The 20,711-nt window shown below is 60.5% G+C and carries 22 protein-coding genes; 11 read left to right on the top strand and 11 right to left on the bottom strand.

Annotated elements, in window-relative coordinates:
- Positions 1-12 precede the first annotated feature (12 nt).
- The 4 genes from rloA to pabB all read left to right on the top strand — a co-directional run bounded on the left by rloA (position 13) and on the right by pabB (position 4,538).
- Complete coding sequence (rloA, locus tag CX511_RS09335; RefSeq protein ID WP_045189893.1) at positions 13-549, top strand: retropepsin-like aspartic peptidase RloA; 537 nt, start codon at positions 13-15, stop codon at positions 547-549.
- A gap of 5 nt (positions 550-554) precedes the next feature.
- Positions 555-2,087, top strand: coding sequence for an osmotic stress tolerance membrane protein RloB (gene rloB, locus CX511_RS09330; RefSeq protein ID WP_045189891.1), 1,533 nt, complete (start codon positions 555-557; stop codon positions 2,085-2,087).
- Positions 2,087-3,067 (top strand): alpha-L-glutamate ligase-like protein, encoded by a 981-nt coding sequence (locus CX511_RS09325; RefSeq protein ID WP_045189888.1) that lies wholly within the window; start codon positions 2,087-2,089, stop codon positions 3,065-3,067. The genes rloB and CX511_RS09325 overlap by 1 nt, the downstream gene beginning before the upstream one ends.
- A gap of 127 nt (positions 3,068-3,194) precedes the next feature.
- Positions 3,195-4,538 carry an aminodeoxychorismate synthase component I gene (pabB, locus tag CX511_RS09320; protein WP_045189886.1) on the top strand — a complete coding sequence of 448 codons (1,344 nt, stop codon included), beginning with the start codon at positions 3,195-3,197 and terminating at the stop codon, positions 4,536-4,538.
- A 66-nt stretch (positions 4,539-4,604) separates the two neighbouring features.
- On the opposite strand, the gene thrH is transcribed toward pabB, so the two are convergent.
- Positions 4,605-5,222: a bifunctional phosphoserine phosphatase/homoserine phosphotransferase ThrH gene (gene thrH / locus CX511_RS09315; protein WP_045189885.1), complete on the bottom strand. Its 618-nt coding sequence runs from the start codon at positions 5,220-5,222 to the stop codon at positions 4,605-4,607.
- A gap of 129 nt (positions 5,223-5,351) precedes the next feature.
- Here thrH and CX511_RS09310 point away from each other — a divergent pair, with 129 nt between their 5' ends.
- Positions 5,352-6,086, top strand: coding sequence for a phosphoadenylyl-sulfate reductase (locus CX511_RS09310; protein WP_101293250.1), 735 nt, complete (start codon positions 5,352-5,354; stop codon positions 6,084-6,086).
- A 73-nt stretch (positions 6,087-6,159) separates the two neighbouring features.
- On the opposite strand, the gene cysB is transcribed toward CX511_RS09310, so the two are convergent.
- From cysB to CX511_RS09290, 4 genes are all read right to left on the bottom strand, one after another.
- Positions 6,160-7,134, bottom strand: a complete 975-nt coding sequence (gene cysB / locus CX511_RS09305; protein WP_045189882.1) for an HTH-type transcriptional regulator CysB — start codon at positions 7,132-7,134, stop codon at positions 6,160-6,162.
- Positions 7,135-7,258: 124 nt separating this feature from the next.
- Positions 7,259-7,756, bottom strand: coding sequence for a universal stress protein (locus CX511_RS09300; RefSeq protein WP_045189879.1), 498 nt, complete (start codon positions 7,754-7,756; stop codon positions 7,259-7,261).
- Between the two features lie 93 nt (positions 7,757-7,849).
- The gene (locus CX511_RS09295; protein WP_045189877.1) at positions 7,850-8,758 is read right to left on the bottom strand and encodes a 5'-nucleotidase; all 909 of its coding nucleotides are present in this window, start codon (positions 8,756-8,758) and stop codon (positions 7,850-7,852) included.
- 103 nt (positions 8,759-8,861) lie between these two features.
- On the bottom strand, positions 8,862-9,809 hold the full coding sequence (locus CX511_RS09290; protein ID WP_045189875.1) for a putative 2-dehydropantoate 2-reductase: 948 nt from the start codon (positions 9,807-9,809) through the stop codon (positions 8,862-8,864).
- A 116-nt stretch (positions 9,810-9,925) separates the two neighbouring features.
- Here CX511_RS09290 and CX511_RS09285 point away from each other — a divergent pair, with 116 nt between their 5' ends.
- Positions 9,926-10,372 (top strand): PilZ domain-containing protein, encoded by a 447-nt coding sequence (locus CX511_RS09285; protein WP_045189874.1) that lies wholly within the window; start codon positions 9,926-9,928, stop codon positions 10,370-10,372.
- Between the two features lie 169 nt (positions 10,373-10,541).
- Positions 10,542-11,618: a 3-deoxy-7-phosphoheptulonate synthase gene (locus tag CX511_RS09280; protein ID WP_045189872.1), complete on the top strand. Its 1,077-nt coding sequence runs from the start codon at positions 10,542-10,544 to the stop codon at positions 11,616-11,618.
- An 85-nt stretch (positions 11,619-11,703) separates the two neighbouring features.
- Here CX511_RS09280 and CX511_RS09275 read toward each other — a convergent pair whose 3' ends face one another.
- Positions 11,704-11,985, bottom strand: a complete 282-nt coding sequence (locus CX511_RS09275) for a GNAT family N-acetyltransferase (protein ID WP_045189870.1) — start codon at positions 11,983-11,985, stop codon at positions 11,704-11,706.
- 508 nt (positions 11,986-12,493) lie between these two features.
- Between CX511_RS09275 and oprI the strand changes: the two genes are divergently transcribed.
- Positions 12,494-12,745, top strand: coding sequence for an outer membrane lipoprotei OprI (gene oprI / locus CX511_RS09270; RefSeq protein WP_003259780.1), 252 nt, complete (start codon positions 12,494-12,496; stop codon positions 12,743-12,745).
- A gap of 137 nt (positions 12,746-12,882) precedes the next feature.
- Here oprI and CX511_RS09265 read toward each other — a convergent pair whose 3' ends face one another.
- From CX511_RS09265 to CX511_RS09255, 3 genes are all read right to left on the bottom strand, one after another.
- Positions 12,883-13,854 (bottom strand): L,D-transpeptidase family protein, encoded by a 972-nt coding sequence (locus tag CX511_RS09265; protein ID WP_101293251.1) that lies wholly within the window; start codon positions 13,852-13,854, stop codon positions 12,883-12,885.
- Positions 13,855-13,975: 121 nt separating this feature from the next.
- Positions 13,976-14,257: a hypothetical protein gene (locus tag CX511_RS09260; RefSeq protein ID WP_045189866.1), complete on the bottom strand. Its 282-nt coding sequence runs from the start codon at positions 14,255-14,257 to the stop codon at positions 13,976-13,978.
- A gap of 56 nt (positions 14,258-14,313) precedes the next feature.
- Entirely contained in the window at positions 14,314-14,919 is a 606-nt protein-coding gene (locus CX511_RS09255) for an arylesterase (RefSeq protein ID WP_177409695.1), read from the bottom strand.
- Between the two features lie 10 nt (positions 14,920-14,929).
- Between CX511_RS09255 and CX511_RS09250 the strand changes: the two genes are divergently transcribed.
- From CX511_RS09250 to greB, 3 genes are all read left to right on the top strand, one after another.
- On the top strand, positions 14,930-15,613 hold the full coding sequence (locus tag CX511_RS09250; protein ID WP_045189863.1) for an ABC transporter ATP-binding protein: 684 nt from the start codon (positions 14,930-14,932) through the stop codon (positions 15,611-15,613).
- A complete protein-coding gene (locus CX511_RS09245; protein ID WP_101293253.1) occupies positions 15,613-18,123 on the top strand; it encodes an ABC transporter permease in 2,511 nt (836 codons plus the stop codon). The genes CX511_RS09250 and CX511_RS09245 overlap by 1 nt, the downstream gene beginning before the upstream one ends.
- A gap of 85 nt (positions 18,124-18,208) precedes the next feature.
- Entirely contained in the window at positions 18,209-18,703 is a 495-nt protein-coding gene (gene greB, locus CX511_RS09240) for a transcription elongation factor GreB (RefSeq protein WP_045189859.1), read from the top strand.
- A 5-nt stretch (positions 18,704-18,708) separates the two neighbouring features.
- Here the strand turns inward: greB and CX511_RS09235 are convergent, their stop codons facing one another.
- The gene (locus CX511_RS09235; protein ID WP_045189858.1) at positions 18,709-19,017 is read right to left on the bottom strand and encodes a hypothetical protein; all 309 of its coding nucleotides are present in this window, start codon (positions 19,015-19,017) and stop codon (positions 18,709-18,711) included.
- A gap of 255 nt (positions 19,018-19,272) precedes the next feature.
- Positions 19,273-20,697: an MltF family protein gene (locus CX511_RS09230; RefSeq protein ID WP_101293291.1), complete on the bottom strand. Its 1,425-nt coding sequence runs from the start codon at positions 20,695-20,697 to the stop codon at positions 19,273-19,275.
- Positions 20,698-20,711: the final 14 nt, after the last annotated feature.

Below are 20,711 nucleotides of genomic sequence, written 5' to 3'. Positions count from 1 at the left end.
GCGCCAGGATTTATGAGACTTACACCCCTTCCACTGTTGCTCAGCCTGTTTTTGTTGCCTGCCGTTGGCCAGGCCGCGGAAAAGACCGTGTACGGCCTGAATGAATACGCCCGACTCGCCGATATCGACCTCGAGGTTGCCGCCAAACTCGATACCGGGGCCAAGACGGCCTCGCTCAGCGCGCGCGACATCAAGCGCTTCAAGCGCAATGGCGAATCCTGGGTGCGCTTCTACCTGGCAATTGACGCCGCCCACGCACATCCGATAGAACGACCCCTGGCCCGTGTCAGCAAGATCAAGCGACGCGCCGGCGATTACAACCCGGACGAAGGCAAGGCCTACACCGCCCGCCCGGTGATTGAAATGAACATCTGCATGGGCACCGCCCAACGCGTGATCGAAGTGAACCTTACCGACCGCAGCGCGTTCCAGTACCCGCTGCTGATCGGCTCCGAGGCACTCAAACACTTTGATGCGCTGGTCGACCCAAGCCTTAAATACGCGGCCGGCAAACCTGCCTGTGCCCCTGACGCTCCCAAAGCAGAGTAATCCCGATGCGCTCTCTTACCCTTCATCTGAAAGTCCTGATCACCGTACTGGTGCTACTGGGCATCATGGTTACGGCCTATCAGATCTTCTTTCTCGGCATCCCGGTGACCGAGGATGAGACTGACGACCTGTGGAACATCGACGCCAAAGTCGAGTTCGTCGCCAACCCCAAGGACCCGGTCAAGATCCAGATGTTCGTACCGCCCTTGAGCCGCGATTACGTCAGCCTCAATGAGAGCTTTATCTCCAACAACTACGGGGTCAGCGTCAACCGCGTCGACGGCAACCGCAAGGTAACCTGGTCGGCCCGCCGTGCCAGCGGCAACCAGACCCTGTACTACCGCCTGGTCCTGACCAAGCGCTACAGCACTGAAAAGGCCAAGATCAAAGGCCCGACCTTCCGCGACAGCCTGGCGGTCGAGGGCCCTGAGAAAGTCGCCGCCGAAGCGCTGATGGCACCTATCCGCCAGCACTCGGCCGACGTCGAAACCTTTGTCAGCGAAACCATCAAGCGGGTCAACAACCTCAATGACGACAACGTCAAGTTGCTGTTGGCCGGTGACACCTCGTCGCTGAACAAGGCCAAGGTCATTGACCTGCTGCTGTCGATCGCTCACGTGCCGGTGGAAAAGGTCCATACCATCCGCCTGGTCGCCGACCAGCCTCAAACCCCTGAACTGTGGCTGCGCAGTTTCAACGGCACCGACTGGCTGTACTTCAACCCAGATACCGGCGAACAGGGCCTGCCGACTGACCGCCTGCTGTGGTGGACCGGCGATGACAACCTGATCACTGTCGATGGTGGCAAAAAAGCCAACGTCAGCTTCAGCCTGAACAACAGCGAGATGAACGCCATCCGTCTGGCCAAGCTGACCGACGAGAACACTGACGCCGACTTCCTCGAATACTCGCTCTACGGCCTGCCCCTGCAAACCCAGCAGACCTTCATGATCATGGTGATGATCCCGATCGGCGTGCTGGTGATTCTGGTGCTGCGCAACCTGATCGGCCTGCAGACCCTGGGCACCTTCACCCCGGTACTGATCGCTCTGGCCTTCCGTGAAACCCAGTTGGGCTTTGGCATCATCCTGTTCACGGTGATTACCGCGCTAGGCCTGTCACTACGTTCCTATCTCGAACACCTGAAGCTGCAGATGTTGCCGCGCCTGTCGGTGGTGTTGACCTTCGTGGTGGTGTTGATCGCCGCGATCAGCCTATTCAGCCACAAGCTGGGCCTGGAGCGTGGGTTGTCGGTGGCACTGTTCCCGATGGTGATTCTGACCATGACCATTGAACGCCTGTCGATCACTTGGGAAGAGCGTGGTGGCGGCCACGCGATGAAAGTCGCCATTGGCACCCTGTTCGCCGCATCTCTGGCGCACCTGCTGATGAGCGTGCCGGAACTGGTCTACTTCGTCTTCACCTTCCCGGCGGTACTGCTGATTCTGGTGGGCTTCATGCTGGCGATGGGTCGCTACCGCGGCTACCGCCTGACGGAGCTGGTACGTTTCAAGGCTTTCGTGAAGGCTGACGCCTGATGTTCGGTCTCTGGAAAACCTGGAAAGCCCTGGAGGCCCGGGGCATCATGGGTATCAACCGGCGCAATGCGGACTACGTCCTCAAGTACAACAAGCGCCACCTGTACCCGATCGTCGATGACAAGATCATCACCAAGGAGCGTGCCATCCAGGCCGGCATCCATGTGCCGGAAATGTACGGGATCATCTCCACCGAGAAAGAGATCGACAAACTCGGCGAGATTATCGGCGGGCGCAACGATTTCGTCGTCAAACCGGCCCAAGGTGCCGGTGGTGACGGCATCCTGGTGGTGGCTGATCGCTTCGAAGATCGTTACCGCACGGTTTCGGGCAAGATCATCAGCCACGAGGAAATCGAGCACCAGATCTCCAGCATCCTCACCGGCCTGTACTCGCTGGGTGGTCACCGCGACCGCGCCCTGATCGAGTACCGGGTAACCCCTGACCAGATCTTCAAAAGCATCAGCTACGAAGGCGTGCCGGATATCCGCATCATCGTCCTGATGGGCTATCCAGTAATGGCCATGCTACGTTTGCCAACCCGCCAGTCCGGCGGCAAGGCCAACTTGCACCAGGGTGCCATCGGCGTCGGTGTCGACCTGGCCACCGGCGTGACCCTGCGCGGCACCTGGCTGAACAACATCATCAGCAAGCACCCGGACACCACCAACGCGGTAGACGGCGTGCAACTGCCGAACTGGGATGGCTTCATGAAGCTGGCCGCCGGCTGCTATGAGTTGTGCGGCCTGGGTTATATCGGTGTCGACATGGTCCTGGACCAGGACAAGGGCCCGTTGATCCTCGAGCTCAACGCCCGCCCTGGCCTGAACATCCAGATCGCCAACGACTGCGGCCTGACCAAGCGTACCCACGCCGTCGAAGCCCACCTGGAACAGCTGGCCAAAGACGGCATCCAGGAAACCGCTGAACAGCGCGTGCGCTTCGCCCAGGAGCTGTTCGGCCACGTGCCGTCCAACTGAGTGCCTTTATGCCTACGTCAGCCTGCCTGGCTGACGTAGGTGGTAGACTCAATGTCGAAGTCCGCGCTAGGCGCATTTCCTGCAGAAGACTACAATCGCCTCCCCGCATTCATAGCTGTTCACTTGCATGCCGACCTGTACGCTCCACCCCCTGCCCTACCAGGCCGACCCTGCGGCCTATTTTGAGCACGTGCGCAAAGCGCCAGGTGCCGTCCTGCTCGACAGCGCCCGTCCAACGGCCGAACGTGGCCGCTTTGATCTGCTCAGTGCCTGGCCGATACAAACCCTGACCCCAAACGCCACTGAAAGCGGCGAGGCCTACCTGCAACGCCTGCGCGCAAGCCTGGAGCAATTGGGTCGGGCAGAACTGCCGGACACTGTCGACCTACCCTTTGCCGGCGGGCTGATCGGCTACCTTAGCTACGACTTCGGGCGGCGACTGGAACACCTTCCTGCAATCGCCATTGATGACCTGGGCCTGGCAGATGGCTGCCTGGGGCTCTATGCCTGGGCGCTGATCAGCGATCACCAGCTGCGCACAAGCCAACTGCTGTTCCACCCCAGCCTGGACGAGGCTGAGCACCAGCGCCTGATCAGCCTCTTCAGCAGCCCGCCACCGACCGAGCAGACCCGGTTCTCGTTGCAGGCACCGATGCGCGGCGACATCAGCGCCGACACCTACCGCCAGGCCTTCGACCGGGTACAGAGGTACATCTATGCAGGCGACTGCTACCAGATCAACCTCACCCAGCGTTTTCGTGCGCCTTGTCAGGGCGACCCTTGGCACGCCTATCAGGCCCTGCGCCATGCATGCCCGACACCGTACTCGGGCTTCCAACTGCTGGCTGACGGCAGCGCACTACTGAGTTTTTCGCCAGAGCGCTTCATCCGAGTCAGCGACGGCCAGGTGGAAACCCGACCAATCAAGGGCACCCGCCCACGGGGCAATGATGCCACCGAGGATGCACGTAACGCTGCAGAACTGCTCGACAGCCGCAAGGATCGGGCAGAGAACCTGATGATCGTCGATCTGCTGCGCAACGACCTGGGGCGTACCTGCGAGACCGGCTCGGTCAAGGTTCCGGAGCTGTTCAGCCTGGAGAGCTACCCCAATGTGCATCATCTGGTCAGTAGCGTCACCGGACGTTTAGCGGTCGGCAAAGACGCCCTGAACCTGATCGCCGACAGTTTCCCTGGCGGCTCGATCACTGGCGCACCGAAGATCCGCGCCATGCAGATTATTGACGAGCTGGAGCCCAGCCGTCGGGCGCTGTATTGCGGGTCGTTGTTGTATGTGGACGTGCGCGGCGAGATGGACAGTTCCATCGCCATTCGCAGCTTGCTGGTCAAGGATGGTCAGGTGTGTTGCTGGGGTGGCGGTGCAGTGGTCGCCGATTCGGACTGGCAGGCAGAGTACGAAGAGTCGATTACCAAAGTGAAGGTGTTGCTCGATACCCTGCAAAGCCTCTGAACAAGCATCGCCGGCAAGGCCGGCCATGGGCCGGTCCACGCACGGCGCAGACCAGCCTCAACCCCATCAGAGACTCAGCGAACGATTCGAAGCCTTGATGAATTCCTTCTTCAATGCCGCAAAATCATGCACTGCCGGGAACTGCGGAAATTCGCGAATCACGTTTTCCGGCGCATGGAACAGAATCCCCGCATCGGCCTCACCGAGCATCGTCGTGTCATTGTACGAATCGCCCGCCGCAATCACCCGGTAGTACAGGCTCTTGAAGGCCAGCACCGACTGGCGCTTGGGGTCTTTCTGGCGCAACTGGTAGCCAGTCACCCGGTCCGTTTCGTCAGTGATCAAGCGATGGCAGAGCAAGGTCGGGAAACCCAACTGGCGCATCAGCGGCTGGGAAAACTCATAAAAGGTGTCAGAGAGAATCACCACCTGAAAGCGCTCGCGCAGCCAGTCAACGAACTCGATGGCGCCTTCCAGCGGCGTGAGCGTGGCGATTACCGCCTGGATGTCGGAAAGCTTCAGGCCATGCTCATCGAGGATGCGCAGGCGTTGCTTCATCAGCACGTCGTAATCGGGAATATCACGGGTGGTGGCCCGCAATGATTCGATTCCGGTTTTTTCCGCGAAGGCGATCCAGATTTCCGGGACCAATACGCCTTCCAGGTCGAGACAGGCAATTTCCACAGCACACTCCTCGAACAACGCCAAAAATGGGAAGCCGCACTCTACATGTGCGGCGTCTGCCCGAGCAATTTTTGTTAAGATCGAGCCATTACGAGCGCCAAGCGCCATTCAATGACCGGAAGCCGCCTGATGAGCCAACCCTTCGACGTCGCCGCCCTGGCCGCGACTTATGCCACCAAGTCCCCGCAAGACATCCTCAAGCTTGCCTTCGAGCACTTTGGCGATGACCTGTGGATCTCCTTCAGCGGCGCCGAAGACGTGGTGCTGGTGGACATGGCCTGGAAGCTGAACAAGAACGTCAAGGTGTTCAGCCTCGACACCGGTCGCCTGCACCCGGAGACCTATCGGTTCATTGACCAGGTACGCGAGCACTACAACCTGCCGATTGAGATTCTCTCGCCCGACCGCAGCAAGCTCGACCCTTTCGTCAAGGAAAAGGGTCTGTTCAGCTTCTACAAAGACGGCCATGGCGAATGCTGCGGCATCCGCAAGATCGAGCCACTGCGGCGTAAATTGAGCACCGTCAGCGCCTGGGCCACCGGCCAGCGTCGCGACCAGAGCCCGGGCACCCGCAGCCAGGTGGCGGCACTGGAAATCGACAGCGCGTTCTCGACACCCGAGCACACGCTGTACAAATTCAACCCGCTGGCACAGATGACCAGCGAAGAGGTCTGGGGCTATATCCGCATGCTTGAGCTGCCCTACAACAGCTTGCACGAGCGCGGCTTCATTAGCATCGGTTGCGAGCCTTGCACCCGCCCGGTACTGCCCAACCAGCACGAACGTGAAGGTCGCTGGTGGTGGGAAGAGTCGACTCAAAAGGAATGCGGCCTGCATGCCGGCAATCTGATCGCAAAAAATTGAGCTGCACGCTGTAAGCGTCAAGCCAAAAAAAAGCAGCCCGCACGCGGACTGCTTTTTCTTACAGCTTGAAGCTTTAGTGCACCGGCAGCTCGACGCCTTCGAACAGCTCTTCAAGCTCTTGCTTGTTATGGCACTGGATAGCCTTGGCCATTACTTCGCGGGTCAGGTGCGGGGCAAACTTCTCGATGAAGTCGCACATGAAGCCTCGCAGGAAGGTACCGCGACGGAAGCCAATCTTGGTCACGCTGGACTCGAACAGCTCACTGGCATCGAGCACCACCAGGTCATTATCGAGCTTGGTGTCGACCGCCATCTTGGCCACGATACCAACGCCCAGCCCCAGGCGCACGTAAGTCTTGATCACGTCGGCGTCGGCGGCGGTAAATACCACTTTCGGCGTCAGGCCGCGATGGCTGAACGCTTCGTCGAGCTTGGAACGACCGGTGAAACCGAACACATACGTGACGATCGGGTATTCGGCCAGGGCTTCGAGGGTGAGTTTGGGCAGCTTGGTCAGCGGGTGGCCTTGCGGCACGACCACGCAACGGTTCCAGCGATAGCACGGCATCATCACCAGGTCGCCAAACAGCTCCAGAGCTTCGGTGGCAATGGCAAAATCCACGGTGCCGTCTGCAGCCATTTCAGCAATCTGCATGGGCGAACCCTGATGCATGTGCAGCGCCACTTCCGGATACTGCTTAATGAAGCTGCTGATCACTGGCGGCAACGCATAACGCGCCTGGGTGTGGGTGGTGGCGATCGACAAGGTGCCCTTTTTCTCGTTGGAGAATTCCTGGGCAATCTGCTTGATGCTTTCCACCTTGCGCAGGATCTCGCCGGCAGTGGTGATGATACGCTCACCCGCCGGGGTCACACGGGTCAGATGCTTGCCGCTGCGGGCGAACACTTCAACGCCCAGTTCGTCCTCAAGCAAGCGGATCTGCTTACTGATACCCGGCTGGGAGGTGTACAGACTCTGCGCTGTCGCAGAGACGTTGAGGTCGTGGTGCGCCACTTCCCAGATGTAGCGCAATTGTTGAAGCTTCATAGGTATCCCTCAAATCAGCTGGGCGTCACCGGCAGCAGCGACGATTTATAACTATATTAGTGGTTTGAAGAATAAATCTAGAACTATTTTAGCAGTCTAGCGGGAATCCGCCGGCAACGCAGGCTTACGCCTTCCTACGCCCCAAGTGCTGGGCTAAAGGCACCATGTAGATCGGAACCGGGGACAGCTGCAACAGGCGCACGGCCGTGCGGCCAATGGGAATATCAACCCCCGCGCCCTGGCTATGACTGCCAAAGATCAGCAGATCAACACTCAGGCGCTGGGCCTGCTCAAGGATCACCTGGGCCGGATCGCCCTGACGCACGCGCACTGCCTTGATCAGCGCCAGGTCGGCTTCTTCACCTAATTCATCACGAAAGTTTTCCAGGACTTTCTGCTCAATGTTGGCCATGACGTTGTTGACCCCCTGACTGTGCAACTGATCCAGGGTCTGTTCATCCAGGTAACTCTGCAGCAGGGACTCGGCAAACTGCCCCATGGGTTCGACCGCATGAATCACATAAAGCTCTGCATTGAAGGTACGCGCCAGCGCCAGCGCGTGTTGCATGACAAAAGGCGCGTATACACCGAGGTCAGTGGCATACAGCATGGAACGGATCATTCGACCTCCTTGACTGCCGTCTAGGCAGAGCAAGCTTCAGCTTAGCAGCGCGCTGATACCGTGCCGCTCCGTCCAGCGCCCGACCTGTACGCCCTAGCCCAGCGTCGGTTCATTGCTGATGCCATGGGGCACATGACCGGTTGCCACGACACTGCGCGCGCGCTCGCAATGACCAGCCTGGTCATCGAAAAACACATCGGCAGCGAACGCTTCTAAGAACGCCGACTTGTCCAGGCCACCGAGAAACAGTGACTCGTCGAGGCGGATATCCCACTCACGCAAGGTTCGGATCACGCGTTCATGAGCGGGCGCTGAACGGGCGGTGACCAAAGCCGTACGAATCGGACAAGTCCCTTCGGGAAACTCCTTCTGCAACAGGTTTAGTGCAGCGAGAAACGGCTTGAAGGGGCCACCGCGCAAAGGCTCACGCGCCGACTGCCGTTCGCTAGCCTGGAACGCCTCCAGCCCACCCAATTGATAGACCCGTTCAGACTCGTCAGAGAACAACACCGCATCACCGTCAAACGCGATCCGCAGCTCATCGCTGGCGGCTCGACGCGCCCCTCCGGAAAGGATCGTCGCTGCAGCGAAACCGGCCTCAAGCGCGCTACGCACATCGTCAGCATCGGTGGAGAGGAACAAATGACAACCAAAGGCCGCCAGGTAAGGATAAGGGCTGCGCCCGCCGACAAAGGCGGCGCGATAGATCCCCAGGCCATGATGCTCGATCGAGTTGAACACCCGCAGGCCGGTATCGGCGCTATTGCGCGACACCAACACGACTTCAACCCGTGGTTGGCCGAGATGGGCATTGAGCCCCAACAGCTTCTGCACCAGCGGAAAAGCATCACCGGGCTCCAGCACTTCGTCTTCGTGCTCGATCTGATATTGACGGTAGGCTTCGACCCCTTGCGCCAAATACAGGCGATGGCTTTCACTCAGGTCGAACAGGGCTCGCGAGGAGATGGCGACCACCAGTTTATCGCCGAGGCTCTTGCTCATGGATTACTCCTCATCGGCCTGTCAGGCTGTGGTGATTGTGAGAGCCGGGTTTGCCGGCGATGGGCCGGCCCGCGCTTGGCGCGAAGCAGCCCCACAGTGCACCCTAGCGATTATGCCGGTCAATAAACGCCAGCGACTGATACAGCGCCTCGATACGCGGCAAACTGCAACCGGCTTTGCGCGCCCGCACCAACGGCTCAACATAGATCGCCGCCAACTCCAAAGGTCGCTTCTGGGTAAAGTCGTGGTACATGCTTGGCCAGTAGTCCGGCATCTTTTCCGTCATGCTAAACAGCTGCTCAGCATAGCCCTCAGGCATTGTGTGGCCACAGCTGCGCGCGCCCTCCACCACTTCGGCCATTATCGCCTGGATCAGCTCGCGACTGTGCGGATCGGCCATCAATGGCGTGGTGCTGGCACCCAGCATTACCGACAGACCGTTGTAGGGCACATTCCACACCAGCTTCTGCCAGCGAGCCTGAGCCAGGTTAGCCATGGCCTTGGCATCGATGCCCGCTTGCCGGAACAGGTCGGCACCGGCCTCGGCAATATTCTGACGCACGACGGCATCGGTTGCCGGTCCGCTGTGATAGCCCAGGTTTACCGCCCCCAAGGCCTGGTGACGAACTACCCCAGGCGCCTCGCGGTGAGCACAGATAAAACACAAGCCCCCAAGCAAATGCAGATTATCGGGCAGCAGCGGGCGCAGGCCCTTCTCAACACCCAGGCCATTCTGCAACAGCACCACTTTGCCATCGCTGGCAGCGGCCTTGGCGATAATGGGCGCCATGTCGACATTGCTGGTGGTTTTGGTACCCACCAACAGCCAGTCACAGGGCGGCATGTCGGCGACATCGGCATACGCCTGCACGGGCATCTGCAGCGTTCCGTGTACGGCGCTCTCGATCCGTATGCCATGTTCATTGATGGCGTCAAACTCGCTACGCAGGAGAAAATGCACGTCGAATCCCGCTCTGGCCAGCATCACGCCGTAAAAGCCGCCAATGGCGCCGGTGCCGATGATGCCAATTCGTGGACTGCTAGTGTTCATTCTGCTCTCCTCAAGCGTTAATTTTTTGTTCACTTTTTTTTCACGCAAATCAACCGTTTTACCAACCGTCACTATACTGAGGCGAACAAGGTCAAAAAATCGACACGGAGTCGACCATGCGCGGTTTTCTGTCCCACCCGGACGATGTCCCGGTCGAGCTGGCCCTTCGCCAGTCGCCAAGTCTGTTTCGCCAACGGCTGCACACTATCAGCCTGGGTGGTATCGCCTGCAACCACCCCCGCGCCTACCGCCGCGGCATGGCCGTGGAAATGATCATTCCCTCCCTGGGTGAAAACGCCCGCTATCCCGGTTACGTAGCCTGGTGCCAGAAGCAGCAGGAGGGCTACCGGGTGGGCATCGCCTTCATCGATGAACAGGCCCTGTTCGGTGCACGAATGAGCGAGCAGGTCTGCCAGATCCAGCACCTCTACCAGCAGCAGGCGCAAAGCGAAGCCGCGCCTGGCGACCTCGAGATCCTCGCTCAGCAATGGGTCAGTCTGCACGCCAATGAGTTCTCCGAGGCCAGCCTTGAGGCCACGCATACCCGACAGATTCTCATTTAAGGCGAAAAACCCTGCCCCTGCAGGCTTTCACACGCAGGAAAGCGGCCTCTACCCATTGTCGAGCCACGGTGTAACGCGCTAAGGTTCGGCTCCCCGCTGCGTACAATCTTGCTGCTCCGCCGCACGGGGATCGCTGGCGGCCGGCACCCGTGACCTGACGAGTAACACGATGGCTGATTTACCGATCGATGACCTAAACGTTGCCTCCAACGAGACCTTGATCACCCCCGATCAGCTCAAGAAGGAAATCCCCCTCAGCGCCACCGCGCTCAAGACCGTGACTGCGGGCCGTGAAGTGGTGCGCAATATTCTCGACGGCAAGGATCACCGCCTGTTCGTGGTGATCGGCCCCTGCTCGATCCACGACATCAAAGCGGCCCATGAATATGCCGAGCGGCTCAAAGTCCTCGCCGCGGAAGTGTCCGATACTCTGTACTTGGTCATGCGCGTGTACTTCGAAAAACCACGCACCACAGTCGGCTGGAAAGGCCTGATCAACGACCCGTACCTGGACGACTCGTTCAAGATTCAGGACGGCCTGCACATCGGACGTCAACTGTTGCTGGACTTGGCAGAAATGGGCCTGCCGACCGCTACCGAAGCCCTTGACCCGATCTCCCCGCAGTACCTGCAGGACCTGATCAGCTGGTCGGCTATCGGCGCACGCACCACCGAATCCCAGACCCACCGCGAAATGGCCTCGGGCCTGTCCTCGGCCGTAGGTTTCAAGAACGGCACCGATGGCGGCCTGACCGTGGCCATCAATGCCCTGCAGTCGGTTTCCAGCCCTCACCGTTTCCTTGGTATCAACCAGGAAGGCGGCGTTTCCATCGTCACCACTAAAGGCAACGCCTACGGTCACGTGGTGCTGCGCGGTGGTAACGGCAAGCCGAACTATGATTCGGTCAGTGTCGCGCTGTGCGAACAGGCGCTGGCCAAGGCCAAGATCAAGCCAAACATCATGGTCGACTGCAGCCACGCCAACTCCAACAAGGATCCGGCCCTGCAGCCACTGGTGATGGAGAACGTCGCCAACCAGATCCTCGAAGGCAACCAATCGATCATCGGCCTGATGGTAGAAAGCCACCTGAACTGGGGCTGCCAGGCGATTCCAAAGGACCTCAATGACCTGCAGTACGGTGTTTCGATCACCGACGCCTGCATCGACTGGGACGCCACCGAGAAGACCCTGCGCAGCATGCACGCCAAGCTCAAGGACGTACTGCCCAAGCGCAACCGCGCCTGACAGGCAGATACAAAAACGCCGGGCATTGCCCGGCGTTTTTGTTTGTTCATTTGAAGGGCAGCGTCAGCGCTGCCCTTCGCAATTCTCAAGCCTTGGTGGAGTGCCGCTGCTGGCGCTCCATGTAACGCTCCACGTAAGAACATGAAGGAATCACGGTGTAGCCCATGTCCTCTGCATACTGCAGCGCCGTCTCGGTCAAAGCCGCGGCAATACCCCGACCCCGCAACGCATTGGGAACAAAGGTGCGGTAGATATCCAGGGTTTGCTTACCCAGGTCCATGTAGGTCAGGTAAGCACGATGACCGTCCACACTGGTCTCGAATTGATGACCCGCCTGGTCATGGTGGATGGACAACGCCTCGCTCATCACTACTCCTCGCGGGTCTTATGATCTGACCCCTACCTTACCGATGTTTGTCCGGCGAAGGAACCTCTACGCCACCCCGTGCCCGTTTGGACAGCAAGAACAGCTTGGTCGTTCTCTGACAAAAGAGCACGTACAAATAGTAGGCGCCCAGGGCCCGGAAGCTCAAGGCGTCTGGTCGTAAAAATTGTGCTCTTGCGCCAGCGAGCCAGGCAACGGGAAAGCGGCCTGAACAGTTGCCGGATGTTGTAGTGCTAAGACGTTGGATGACACTTTAAGTCACCGTTAGTTCAACAAAAAAGCGCACTTGCTACACTAGATTACAGCCGCTGCGGCGGCACCTTCACAGTTTTTTTACAAAGGCTGTGTAGGTCCCGGGACAGGCGTATTTTTTTGCAGTTCTTGCGCTCTGTCAGTTTACTTACTACAAGTAATGGGTACTATGTACACCGGCTAGTTTCTCTTTGCTGAGAGATGGCTATTTAATAGAAAGTCCTTGAAGGGGAACACGATGAACAACGTTCTGAAATTTTCTGCTCTGGCTCTGGCCGCAGTTCTGGCTACCGGTTGCAGCAGCGTATCGAAAGAAACCGAAGCTCGCCTGACCGCTACTGAAGACGCAGCTGCTCGTGCACAAGCTCGCGCTGACGAAGCCTACCGCAAAGCTGACGACGCTCTGGCTGCTGCTCAAAAAGCACAACAGACCGCTGACGAAGCTAACGAGCGCGCTCTGCGTATGCTGGACAAAGCCAGCCGTAAGTAATTATCCCTCGGGATTTTTATTTGGAGCCGACCCACTTGTGGGTCGGCTTTTTTATTGCCTACCAGAAACTTACCGACAACCGCCAGAAACGAAGAGGCCTGCACAATGGCAGGCCTCGGATGCAACACCCCTGGGGCTTATTGCATGTCTAGCGGTACGCTGGAAACCATCGGTTGCTGGCCGGTGGTCGGCACAGCAATTTCCACCGGCATGCCGTCTTCTGCGGCAACCACGTCACGGACCATGTCCCAGTTCATGCGCAGGTTGTTGGCCAGGTCTTCACGCTTGAGCAAAGCGTTGATCACCGCCGTGTGCTTGTCGACCACCGATGGATCGCCCTTGTCGTCCAGCGGCGTATGCGCTTCGAGGTAAACCTTGCCCGCACTGAGGCCGAATTTGTACGGCTCGTTGATGATGCGCACCGCAACACCGACCGGGGCCATCTTCGACAGTTCCAGCACATTGTTGTTGAACATGCGGAAGCAGCCATGGCTGGTGCGCATGCCGATACCAAACTTTTTATTCGAACCGTGGATCAGGTAGCCCGGCACACCGAGGGTGAACTTGTACGGCCCCAAGGGGTTATCCGGGCCCGCGGGCACCACCGTCGGCAGGATGTCACCATCGGCGGCGTGCTCCTTGCGGATCGAGGCCGGTGGCGTCCAGGTCGGGTTCGGCGTCTTGGCGGTGACGCGAGTGTTGGCAATCGGCGACCCCCAACCCTCACGACCGATACCCAGCGGGTAGGTGTGCACGACGTTCTGCCCTTTCGGGTAGTAGTACATGCGGTACTCGGCCAGGTTGATGACGATGCCTTCACGCGGGCCCGGCGGCAAGATGAACCGGGTCGGCAGGATGATCTCGGTGCCGGCACCTGGGAGCCAGGGATCGACGCCCGGGTTGGCGGCGATCATTTCCAGGTAGCCCAGGTCATTGGCAGTGCCGATATCGGCGAAGGTATCTTCGTACTTGGCCTTGATCACCTGGACCTGGCCAATGACGTCTTCGCCAGGCTGTGGCAGGGGGAACTCCAGCGCAGCAGCGGGACCTGCCGCCAGCAGGGCGGCCAGGGACAGGCAACGGGTGACGGCGGGAAAGCGCGGCAACATCCGGGAAATCCTTCGCTAATTCAGTGAGGTCAAGACGACGATTGTACACCGCCCCCAGCACAATCGGGAGTAATCCGCGGCGCAGAAGGCGGGGTAAAGGATGAAAGGCTATGTCGAACTGTTACAGCTGCGGCCAGACCGGCCGCGTGCCACGGCGCTGGGCATCGAGAATGGCTCGGCACAGCGTGCACAGGCGGCGATCACGGTAGATACTGCGCTCGACCGTCGACCAGCGCGGCTGTGCCGGCAGCAAGGTGCCGCACAGTGTACGGTCAGCCGAGCCTCCCAGCTCCAGCTGACGGGCCACAAGATGGACGCGGATCTCCTGGCAGGCGAACAGGTCAAGCTGTTCGTCAGGCTCGATCAATTGATAGGCAAACAGGGACCAGGCGGGACGCGGCATCGGGGGCTCCAAATCGGGGGCGCAACATTAGCCGAAAGCCGGTCAGTATAAAAGCGTCAAAGTAGCGGTTTTAGCTGCGGCCAGGCATTTTCCAGCAACCGGGCCTGGGCCCCCTGCCCCGGATGAATGCCATCGGCCTGCATCAGCTCGGGTATACCCCCTACCCCTTCAAGGAAAAACGGCACCAGCGGCACCTGCTTTTCCGCTGCGAGGTTTTGATAGACCTGGGCGAACGCCGTGGTGTAGCGCTGACCGTAATTAGGTGGCAAGCGCATGCCCAGTAACAACACCTTGGCACCGGCTTCCCGGGAGCGATCGATCATCGAGGCAAGATTTTGTTGCAATTGCTTGGGCTGCTGCCCACGCAGGCCATCATTGCCTCCCAGCTCGAGCACCACAACGTCCGGCTTGTGCTCTGCAAGCAGCGCCGGCAGCCGCGCCTGGCCTCCTGCGCTGGTGTCACCACTGATCGAGGCATTGACCACTGTGGCGTCAAAGCCCTCGGTTGCAAGGCGTTGCTCCAGCAAGGCCACCCACCCCTGGCGGGTATCCAGGCCGAAAGCGGCACTGATACTATCGCCGACAATCAGCACGGTCCCCGCGGCTGCACCCTGGGCAATACACATCAAGGCCAGGCCAGCACTCAATAACCACACTCGCATCGGATTCTCCATGGGCCCCAGCATTCTCAGTGCGCGCAACCTTAGCAAAGTGGTTCCCAGCGCGGAAGGCGACTTGACCATCCTGCACGAACTCTCACTGGAACTGAAACAGGGCGACAGCCTGGCCATCGTCGGTGCGTCGGGCTCAGGTAAGTCGACCCTGCTGGGCCTGCTCGCCGGTCTCGACTTGCCCAGTGCAGGCTCGGTGACCCTGGCCGGGCATGACCTCGGCCCCCTGGACGAAGACCAACGCGCCCGGGTACGCGCTGAGCATGTCGGTTTCGTGTTCCAGTCGTTCCAGTTGCTCGACAGCCTCAATGCCCTGGAAAACGTCATGCTGCCGCTGGAGCTGGACGGCCGCCGCGATGCCCGCGAGCATGCCCGCAACCTGCTTGAGCGGGTGGGCCTGGGCCAGCGCCTGAGTCATTCGCCACGCCAGTTGTCCGGGGGTGAACAGCAACGGGTCGCCATTGCCCGAGCCTTTGCCGCCGAACCGGCAGTACTGTTCGCCGACGAGCCGACCGGCAACCTCGACAGCCACACCGGTGAGCGCATCAGCGATCTGTTGTTCGAACTGAACAAGGAACGCGGGACCACCCTGGTGCTGGTCACCCATGACGAACGCCTGGCCCAGCGCTGCCGTCGTCTGATCCGCCTGGACGCCGGCCACCTGGTCGCGCCACTGGAGCCCTGATGGCCCGCCTGCCGTTTTTCCGCCTGTTTGCCCTGGCCCTGCGCCAGCTGCTTCGTGACGCCCGCGCCGGTGAACTGCGCGTGTTGTTCTTCGCCTTGCTGGTGGCCGTGGCGGCCAGCACTGCCATCGGCTACTTCGGTGCGCGCCTCAACGGCGCAATGATGCTGCGTGCCACTGAGTTTCTCGGTGCAGACCTGGTGCTGCAAGGCAGCTCGCCGGCCCAGCCCGAACAGCTTGCCCAGGGTACTGCGGCAGGCTTACAGCACGCCCAGGTGGTCGAATTTTCCAGCGTGATAGCGACCGACAACGGTATCCAGCTCTCGAGCGTCAAGGCGGCCGACAGCGCCTACCCGTTGCGCGGTGAACTGCGCAGCGCCGCTGAACCCTACGCCAAGGAAACCAGCGGTGGAGGCCCGGCGGCGGGTGAAGCCTGGGTCGAACCGCGGCTGCTGGCCGCGCTCGACCTGAAGATCGGCGACAGCATCGATGTCGGCATGAAAACCTTGCGTATGAGCCGGGTGCTGACCTACGAGCCGGACCGCGCCGGCAACTTCTACAGCCTGACCCCGCGGGTGCTGATCAACCTTGCCGACCTCGAAGCTACCGGTGTTGTCCAGCCCGGCAGCCGCGTCATGTACCGCTACCTTTGGCGTGGCGAGCCCGAGGCTCTGGCCCGCTATCACGACAGCGTCAGCAAAAACCTGGCGCCCAACCAGCGCCTGAAGGATGCTCGCGACGGCAACCAACAAATTGGTGGGGCCCTGGGTAAAGCCGAACGTTATCTGAACATGGCCAGCCTGGTGGCCGTGCTTCTGGCCGGTGTCGCCGTGGCCTTGTCGGCCAGTCGCTTTGCCACTCGCCGCTTCGACGCCAGCGCCTTGCTGCGCTGCCTGGGGCTGTCACGCCGCCAGGCGCTGGGCCTGTTTTGCCTGCAATTGGCAATCCTCGGCAGCTTGGCCGCCTTTGCGGGTGCCGTGCTGGGCTGGTTGGCCCAGCTTGGCCTGTTCAAATTGCTCCAAGGCCTGATGCCCGCGCAGATCCCGCCGGGCGGCCTGACGCCAGCACTGGCTGGCATTGCCACCGGCCTGGTAGCGCTGGCAGGCTTCGCCCTGCCGCCACTGGCTGCCTTGGGCCGGGTACCGCCGCTGCGTGTACTGCGCCGTGACCTGCTGCCGGTACCGCCCAGTAGTTGGTTGGTGTACGGCGCCGCCCTGCTTGCGCTCGGCCTGATCATGTGGCGCTTGAGCCTGGACCTGCTGCTGACCTTTGCCCTGATCGGTGGTGGCCTGGTTGCGGCTGTCGTCCTTGGCGGCCTGCTGTTGCTCGGCCTGCGCAGCCTGCGGCGCCTGCTCGTGGACTCGCCCCTGGCCTGGCGCCTGGGCTTAGGCCAACTGTTGCGCCACCCGCTGGCGGCCGCCGGGCAATCCCTGGCTTTCGGCCTGATCCTCTTGGCCATGGCCCTGATCGCTCTGCTGCGTGCCGAGCTTCTCGACACCTGGCAGAACCAATTGCCCAAGGACGCGCCAAATTACTTCGCACTGAACATTCTGCCCGACGACAAAAGCACCTTTGCCCAGCGCCTGACGGAGTTTTCGGCCGAGGCCGCGCCGCTCTACCCGGTTATTCCCGGGCGCCTGACTGAAATCAACGGCCAGGCCGTGCAACAGATTGTCAGCAAGGAATCCACCGGTGACCGTGCCGTGCAGCGCGACCTGAGCCTGACCTGGGCCGCCGACCTGCCGCAGGGCAACACCCTCAGCGAAGGTCAGTGGTGGCGAGCCAGTCCTGACAGTGAAAGCAGCCTGCCCGGCGTGTCGGTTGAAACCGAGCTGGCCCAAAGCCTTAAGCTCAAGCTCGGTGACCAGCTCACGTTCAGCATTGGCGGTCAGCAGCGTCAGGCCGTAGTCAGCAGCCTGCGCACGGTCAACTGGGACAGTTTCCAACCCAACTTCTACATGATCTTCCAGCCCGGTACCCTGCAGGACCTGCCAACCACTTACTTGACCAGCTTCTTCCTCGCCACCGGCCACGATCAGCAAATCGTGGCCCTGTCGCGAGCGTTCCCGGCCGTGACCATCCTGCAGGTCGATGCCCTGCTCGAGCAGCTGCGCAGCATCCTCGCCCAGGTCACCCTGGCAGTGGAGTACGTGTTGCTGTTTGTACTGGCCGCAGGGCTGGCAGTACTGTTTGCCGGACTGCAGGCAACCCTCGACGAGCGCATCCGCCAGGGCGCACTGCTGCGCGCCCTGGGTGCGGGGCGCGGCCTGTTGATCAAGGCCCGGCGTATTGAGTTTGGTTTGCTCGGTGCGGCCAGTGGTTTGCTGGCGGCCATTGGCTGCGAGGTGATCACCCTGGTGTTGTACCGCTATGCCTTCGACCTGAGCTGGAGCCCGCATCCGTGGTTACTGCTGCTGCCCGTGATCGGCGCCTTGCTGGTCGGTGGCGCTGGCGTCTACGGTACCCGCAGGGCACTCAATGCAAGCCCCCTGACCGTGCTGCGTGAGGGCTAAAACATCTTTTGTCGGCTGCGTTCGATGCGATATCGTTGCAACCTTGAGCATTTTTGCCCTACCTACTCTTTCCAAAGGACGACGCTTGGCCACAAACATCATCAGCAGAGAGGGTTATCTGGCACTCAAGAGCGAGCTGGATCACCTCTGGCGCACCTACCGCCCGGAGATTACCGCCAAGGTTGCCTGGGCGGCGTCACTGGGTGACCGCAGTGAGAATGCCGACTATCAGTACAACAAGAAGCTGCTTCGTGAGATCGACAGACGCGTACGTTACCTGCGCAAGCGCTTGGAAGATGTAAAAGTCGTCGACTATTCGCCTGAGCAGGAAGGCAAGGTGTTCTTTGGTGCCTGGGTGGAAATCGAGAACGACGACGGCGAGCTGAAGACATTCAGGATCGTCGGTTACGATGAGATCTATGGGCGAAATGACTACATCTCGATCGATTCGCCCATGGCCCGGGCGCTGCTGAAAAAAGCTGAAGGCGATGAGGTGGTGGTACAGACGCCTGGCGGCGAAGCCACCTGGTACATCAACCGCATCAGCTACTGCCCGCCGGGGTCAACCGAAGGCGCGTAACGCCTTTATCCGCGGGTGATCAAACCTTGCCGGGCAACGCGGGTGAGATGGCCGATGACTTCAGCGGCGTCTGCGGCGCTCGGCGACTGGATTACCGCCAGGTCGAAGCGATCGCTGGCGAACTGGCCAAGCGAGGCTCGGGTGTCGGCGAACTGGATCAGGAAAGCGGTGGCGCTGCCTTTGCGGCGCGGCCAGCCATCGAGATAGCGCAGGAGTGTGGGTTGGTGGCTTCCGCCCAGCAGAATGCGCGGCACGCGGGTGGCCTGGCTGGCTGGCAGGGGGGTCAAGCAGACACTGGTACGTGGACAACTCATGGAGTATTTCTCCGCCTCGCAGATCCCGCTGGGCTGCGGTGGGAGGCGTCACCGAACCAGCGTTTTAGCGGTATTCGGTGAACCCCTGGGAGTTCTCCTGCGCCCCGCAAGTAGCTGTTTAAATCGGCGCAAGTCAGCATCCTAGATAAGCTGCGGGCAGAATGTCAACCCGCTGCGAAGCGCTTGTGCTGACAAAAAATGGAAAATCGTACGGCGACCGCTACGCGGCCGATTGCAGCCAGGCCAGCGCCCATATCATTTGCGCCCCGCCACCTTACGCCCCTGCGGCTCCAGCGACTCACGCTCACGATCAAAGGCCAGAAAGTACTTGTTGACGCTGTTGACGTAGCTGACCGGCCCCATCCCCACCTGCTCCATGGCAATACGTTCGGTCTGAAAGAACCACTGATTGCCATTCAGGCCCCGGCGCCGGGCCTCGGCGCGCATGGCTTGAACGCGCTCGGGCCCGAGGTTGTAGGCCGCCAGGGTAAACGCCATACGCTCACGCTCGTTCAGCTGGTTGCTGGAGAAAAACTTGCGCCGGATCAGCGCCATGTATCGCGCACTGGCCCGCACATTGCCATCAACATTGCTGATATTGCTCACCCCCACCCGTTGCGCCGCGCTGGAGGTGATCTGCATCAACCCGTGGGTGCCTCCAGCGCCGCGCGCGGAAGGATTGAGCGAGGACTCCTTGAAGGCCACTGCGGCCAGGTTCAACCAATCGATATTCTGCTCGCTGGCATGACGCTGCAACACTGGACGCAAGGCCTCCAGGCGTTGGCGATCCTTGCGCGCCAACGGGTTGTGAACCCGGTACAGGCGTCGGTAAATGCGCTCGAAGGCAGCGTCCTGATTCACCGGTGGTCGATAACCCTGGAGAAAACGGTCGAGGCTGGCATGCAACATGACCGCATCACGGCGCACATACCAGCGCATGGCTTCCGGCGCCGCGACTTGCACCTTACGGTCAATGCGCAGCTTGGGCATGACCCGAGCCCAGCGCACGGCAATGGGTTGCTCAACGACGGTAAGATGAAAGATCCCGGCATGGACCATTTCCAGGACATCTTCTACCGCCAGGGTCGGGTCAACCCACTCGACTTTGATCGGTGGCAATTTGCGCAAGGCCAGCTTCTGGTTGATTTCATGCAACGTGTCGCCAGCGGCACTGGCGCTGGTCAGCACCACAGTGCGCCCGGACAATTGCTCGACCCGTTGAAAACTGCGCTCGCCCTTGCGCCCGACCAGAACCATGGGCACGTTGTCGACCACCGGATCGCTGGCCACCAGGCCACGGGTGGAGGTTGGATCGAGCAATTCACCCGGCGCCACCAAGTCGGCTTCACCGCGCTGTAAGGCCGCCAACAGTTGCTCTTTGGCCCGCGGGATAATTTTCAGACGAATTTCCTGGCCGTCACGGGCGCGAGCATTGAGGTAGTGTTCGAACGCTCGCAGGCGATGGTATTCAACACCGACCGGCTCGCCTTTGACCTCACCGGAACTGTTGCGACTCTGGTTCACCAGCACATTGAGCACACGGCTGCTGCGAATCTGCGCAAGGTCACGGGCCTGGGTCTTGGCTGCGGCTTGTTGCGGGCCTGGCAGCCGCGCGCTGGCCGGCCCGGCCTGAAGCAGCCCTAAGCTCAGCACGATCAACAAAAACAGCGCTCGCGTCATCCGTTCGAAGGCTC

Source organism: Pseudomonas sp. S06B 330 (assembly GCF_002845275.2).
Lineage (GTDB): Bacteria > Pseudomonadota > Gammaproteobacteria > Pseudomonadales > Pseudomonadaceae > Aquipseudomonas.
The sequence above is the reverse complement of the archived record's forward strand: the minus strand, read 5'-3'. Positions and strand labels throughout refer to the sequence as shown.

What these genes read in the sequence shown, in the direction of transcription:
- rloA (WP_045189893.1), top strand. Translation starts at nt 13, where the DNA reads ATGAGACTTACACCCCTTCCACTGTTGCTCAGCCTGTTTTTGTTGCCT.
- rloB (WP_045189891.1), top strand. Translation starts at nt 555, where the DNA reads ATGCGCTCTCTTACCCTTCATCTGAAAGTCCTGATCACCGTACTGGTG.
- CX511_RS09325 (WP_045189888.1), top strand. Translation starts at nt 2,087, where the DNA reads ATGTTCGGTCTCTGGAAAACCTGGAAAGCCCTGGAGGCCCGGGGCATC.
- pabB (WP_045189886.1), top strand. Translation starts at nt 3,195, where the DNA reads ATGCCGACCTGTACGCTCCACCCCCTGCCCTACCAGGCCGACCCTGCG.
- CX511_RS09310 (WP_101293250.1), top strand. Translation starts at nt 5,352, where the DNA reads ATGAGCCAACCCTTCGACGTCGCCGCCCTGGCCGCGACTTATGCCACC.
- cysB (WP_045189882.1), bottom strand. Translation starts at nt 7,134, where the DNA reads ATGAAGCTTCAACAATTGCGCTACATCTGGGAAGTGGCGCACCACGAC.
- CX511_RS09300 (WP_045189879.1), bottom strand. Translation starts at nt 7,756, where the DNA reads ATGATCCGTTCCATGCTGTATGCCACTGACCTCGGTGTATACGCGCCT.
- CX511_RS09295 (WP_045189877.1), bottom strand. Translation starts at nt 8,758, where the DNA reads ATGAGCAAGAGCCTCGGCGATAAACTGGTGGTCGCCATCTCCTCGCGA.
- CX511_RS09290 (WP_045189875.1), bottom strand. Translation starts at nt 9,809, where the DNA reads ATGAACACTAGCAGTCCACGAATTGGCATCATCGGCACCGGCGCCATT.
- CX511_RS09285 (WP_045189874.1), top strand. Translation starts at nt 9,926, where the DNA reads ATGCGCGGTTTTCTGTCCCACCCGGACGATGTCCCGGTCGAGCTGGCC.
- CX511_RS09280 (WP_045189872.1), top strand. Translation starts at nt 10,542, where the DNA reads ATGGCTGATTTACCGATCGATGACCTAAACGTTGCCTCCAACGAGACC.
- CX511_RS09275 (WP_045189870.1), bottom strand. Translation starts at nt 11,985, where the DNA reads ATGAGCGAGGCGTTGTCCATCCACCATGACCAGGCGGGTCATCAATTC.
- oprI (WP_003259780.1), top strand. Translation starts at nt 12,494, where the DNA reads ATGAACAACGTTCTGAAATTTTCTGCTCTGGCTCTGGCCGCAGTTCTG.
- CX511_RS09265 (WP_101293251.1), bottom strand. Translation starts at nt 13,854, where the DNA reads ATGTTGCCGCGCTTTCCCGCCGTCACCCGTTGCCTGTCCCTGGCCGCC.
- CX511_RS09260 (WP_045189866.1), bottom strand. Translation starts at nt 14,257, where the DNA reads ATGCCGCGTCCCGCCTGGTCCCTGTTTGCCTATCAATTGATCGAGCCT.
- CX511_RS09255 (WP_177409695.1), bottom strand. Translation starts at nt 14,919, where the DNA reads ATGCGAGTGTGGTTATTGAGTGCTGGCCTGGCCTTGATGTGTATTGCC.
- CX511_RS09250 (WP_045189863.1), top strand. Translation starts at nt 14,930, where the DNA reads ATGGGCCCCAGCATTCTCAGTGCGCGCAACCTTAGCAAAGTGGTTCCC.
- CX511_RS09245 (WP_101293253.1), top strand. Translation starts at nt 15,613, where the DNA reads ATGGCCCGCCTGCCGTTTTTCCGCCTGTTTGCCCTGGCCCTGCGCCAG.
- CX511_RS09235 (WP_045189858.1), bottom strand. Translation starts at nt 19,017, where the DNA reads ATGAGTTGTCCACGTACCAGTGTCTGCTTGACCCCCCTGCCAGCCAGC.
- CX511_RS09230 (WP_101293291.1), bottom strand. Translation starts at nt 20,697, where the DNA reads ATGACGCGAGCGCTGTTTTTGTTGATCGTGCTGAGCTTAGGGCTGCTT.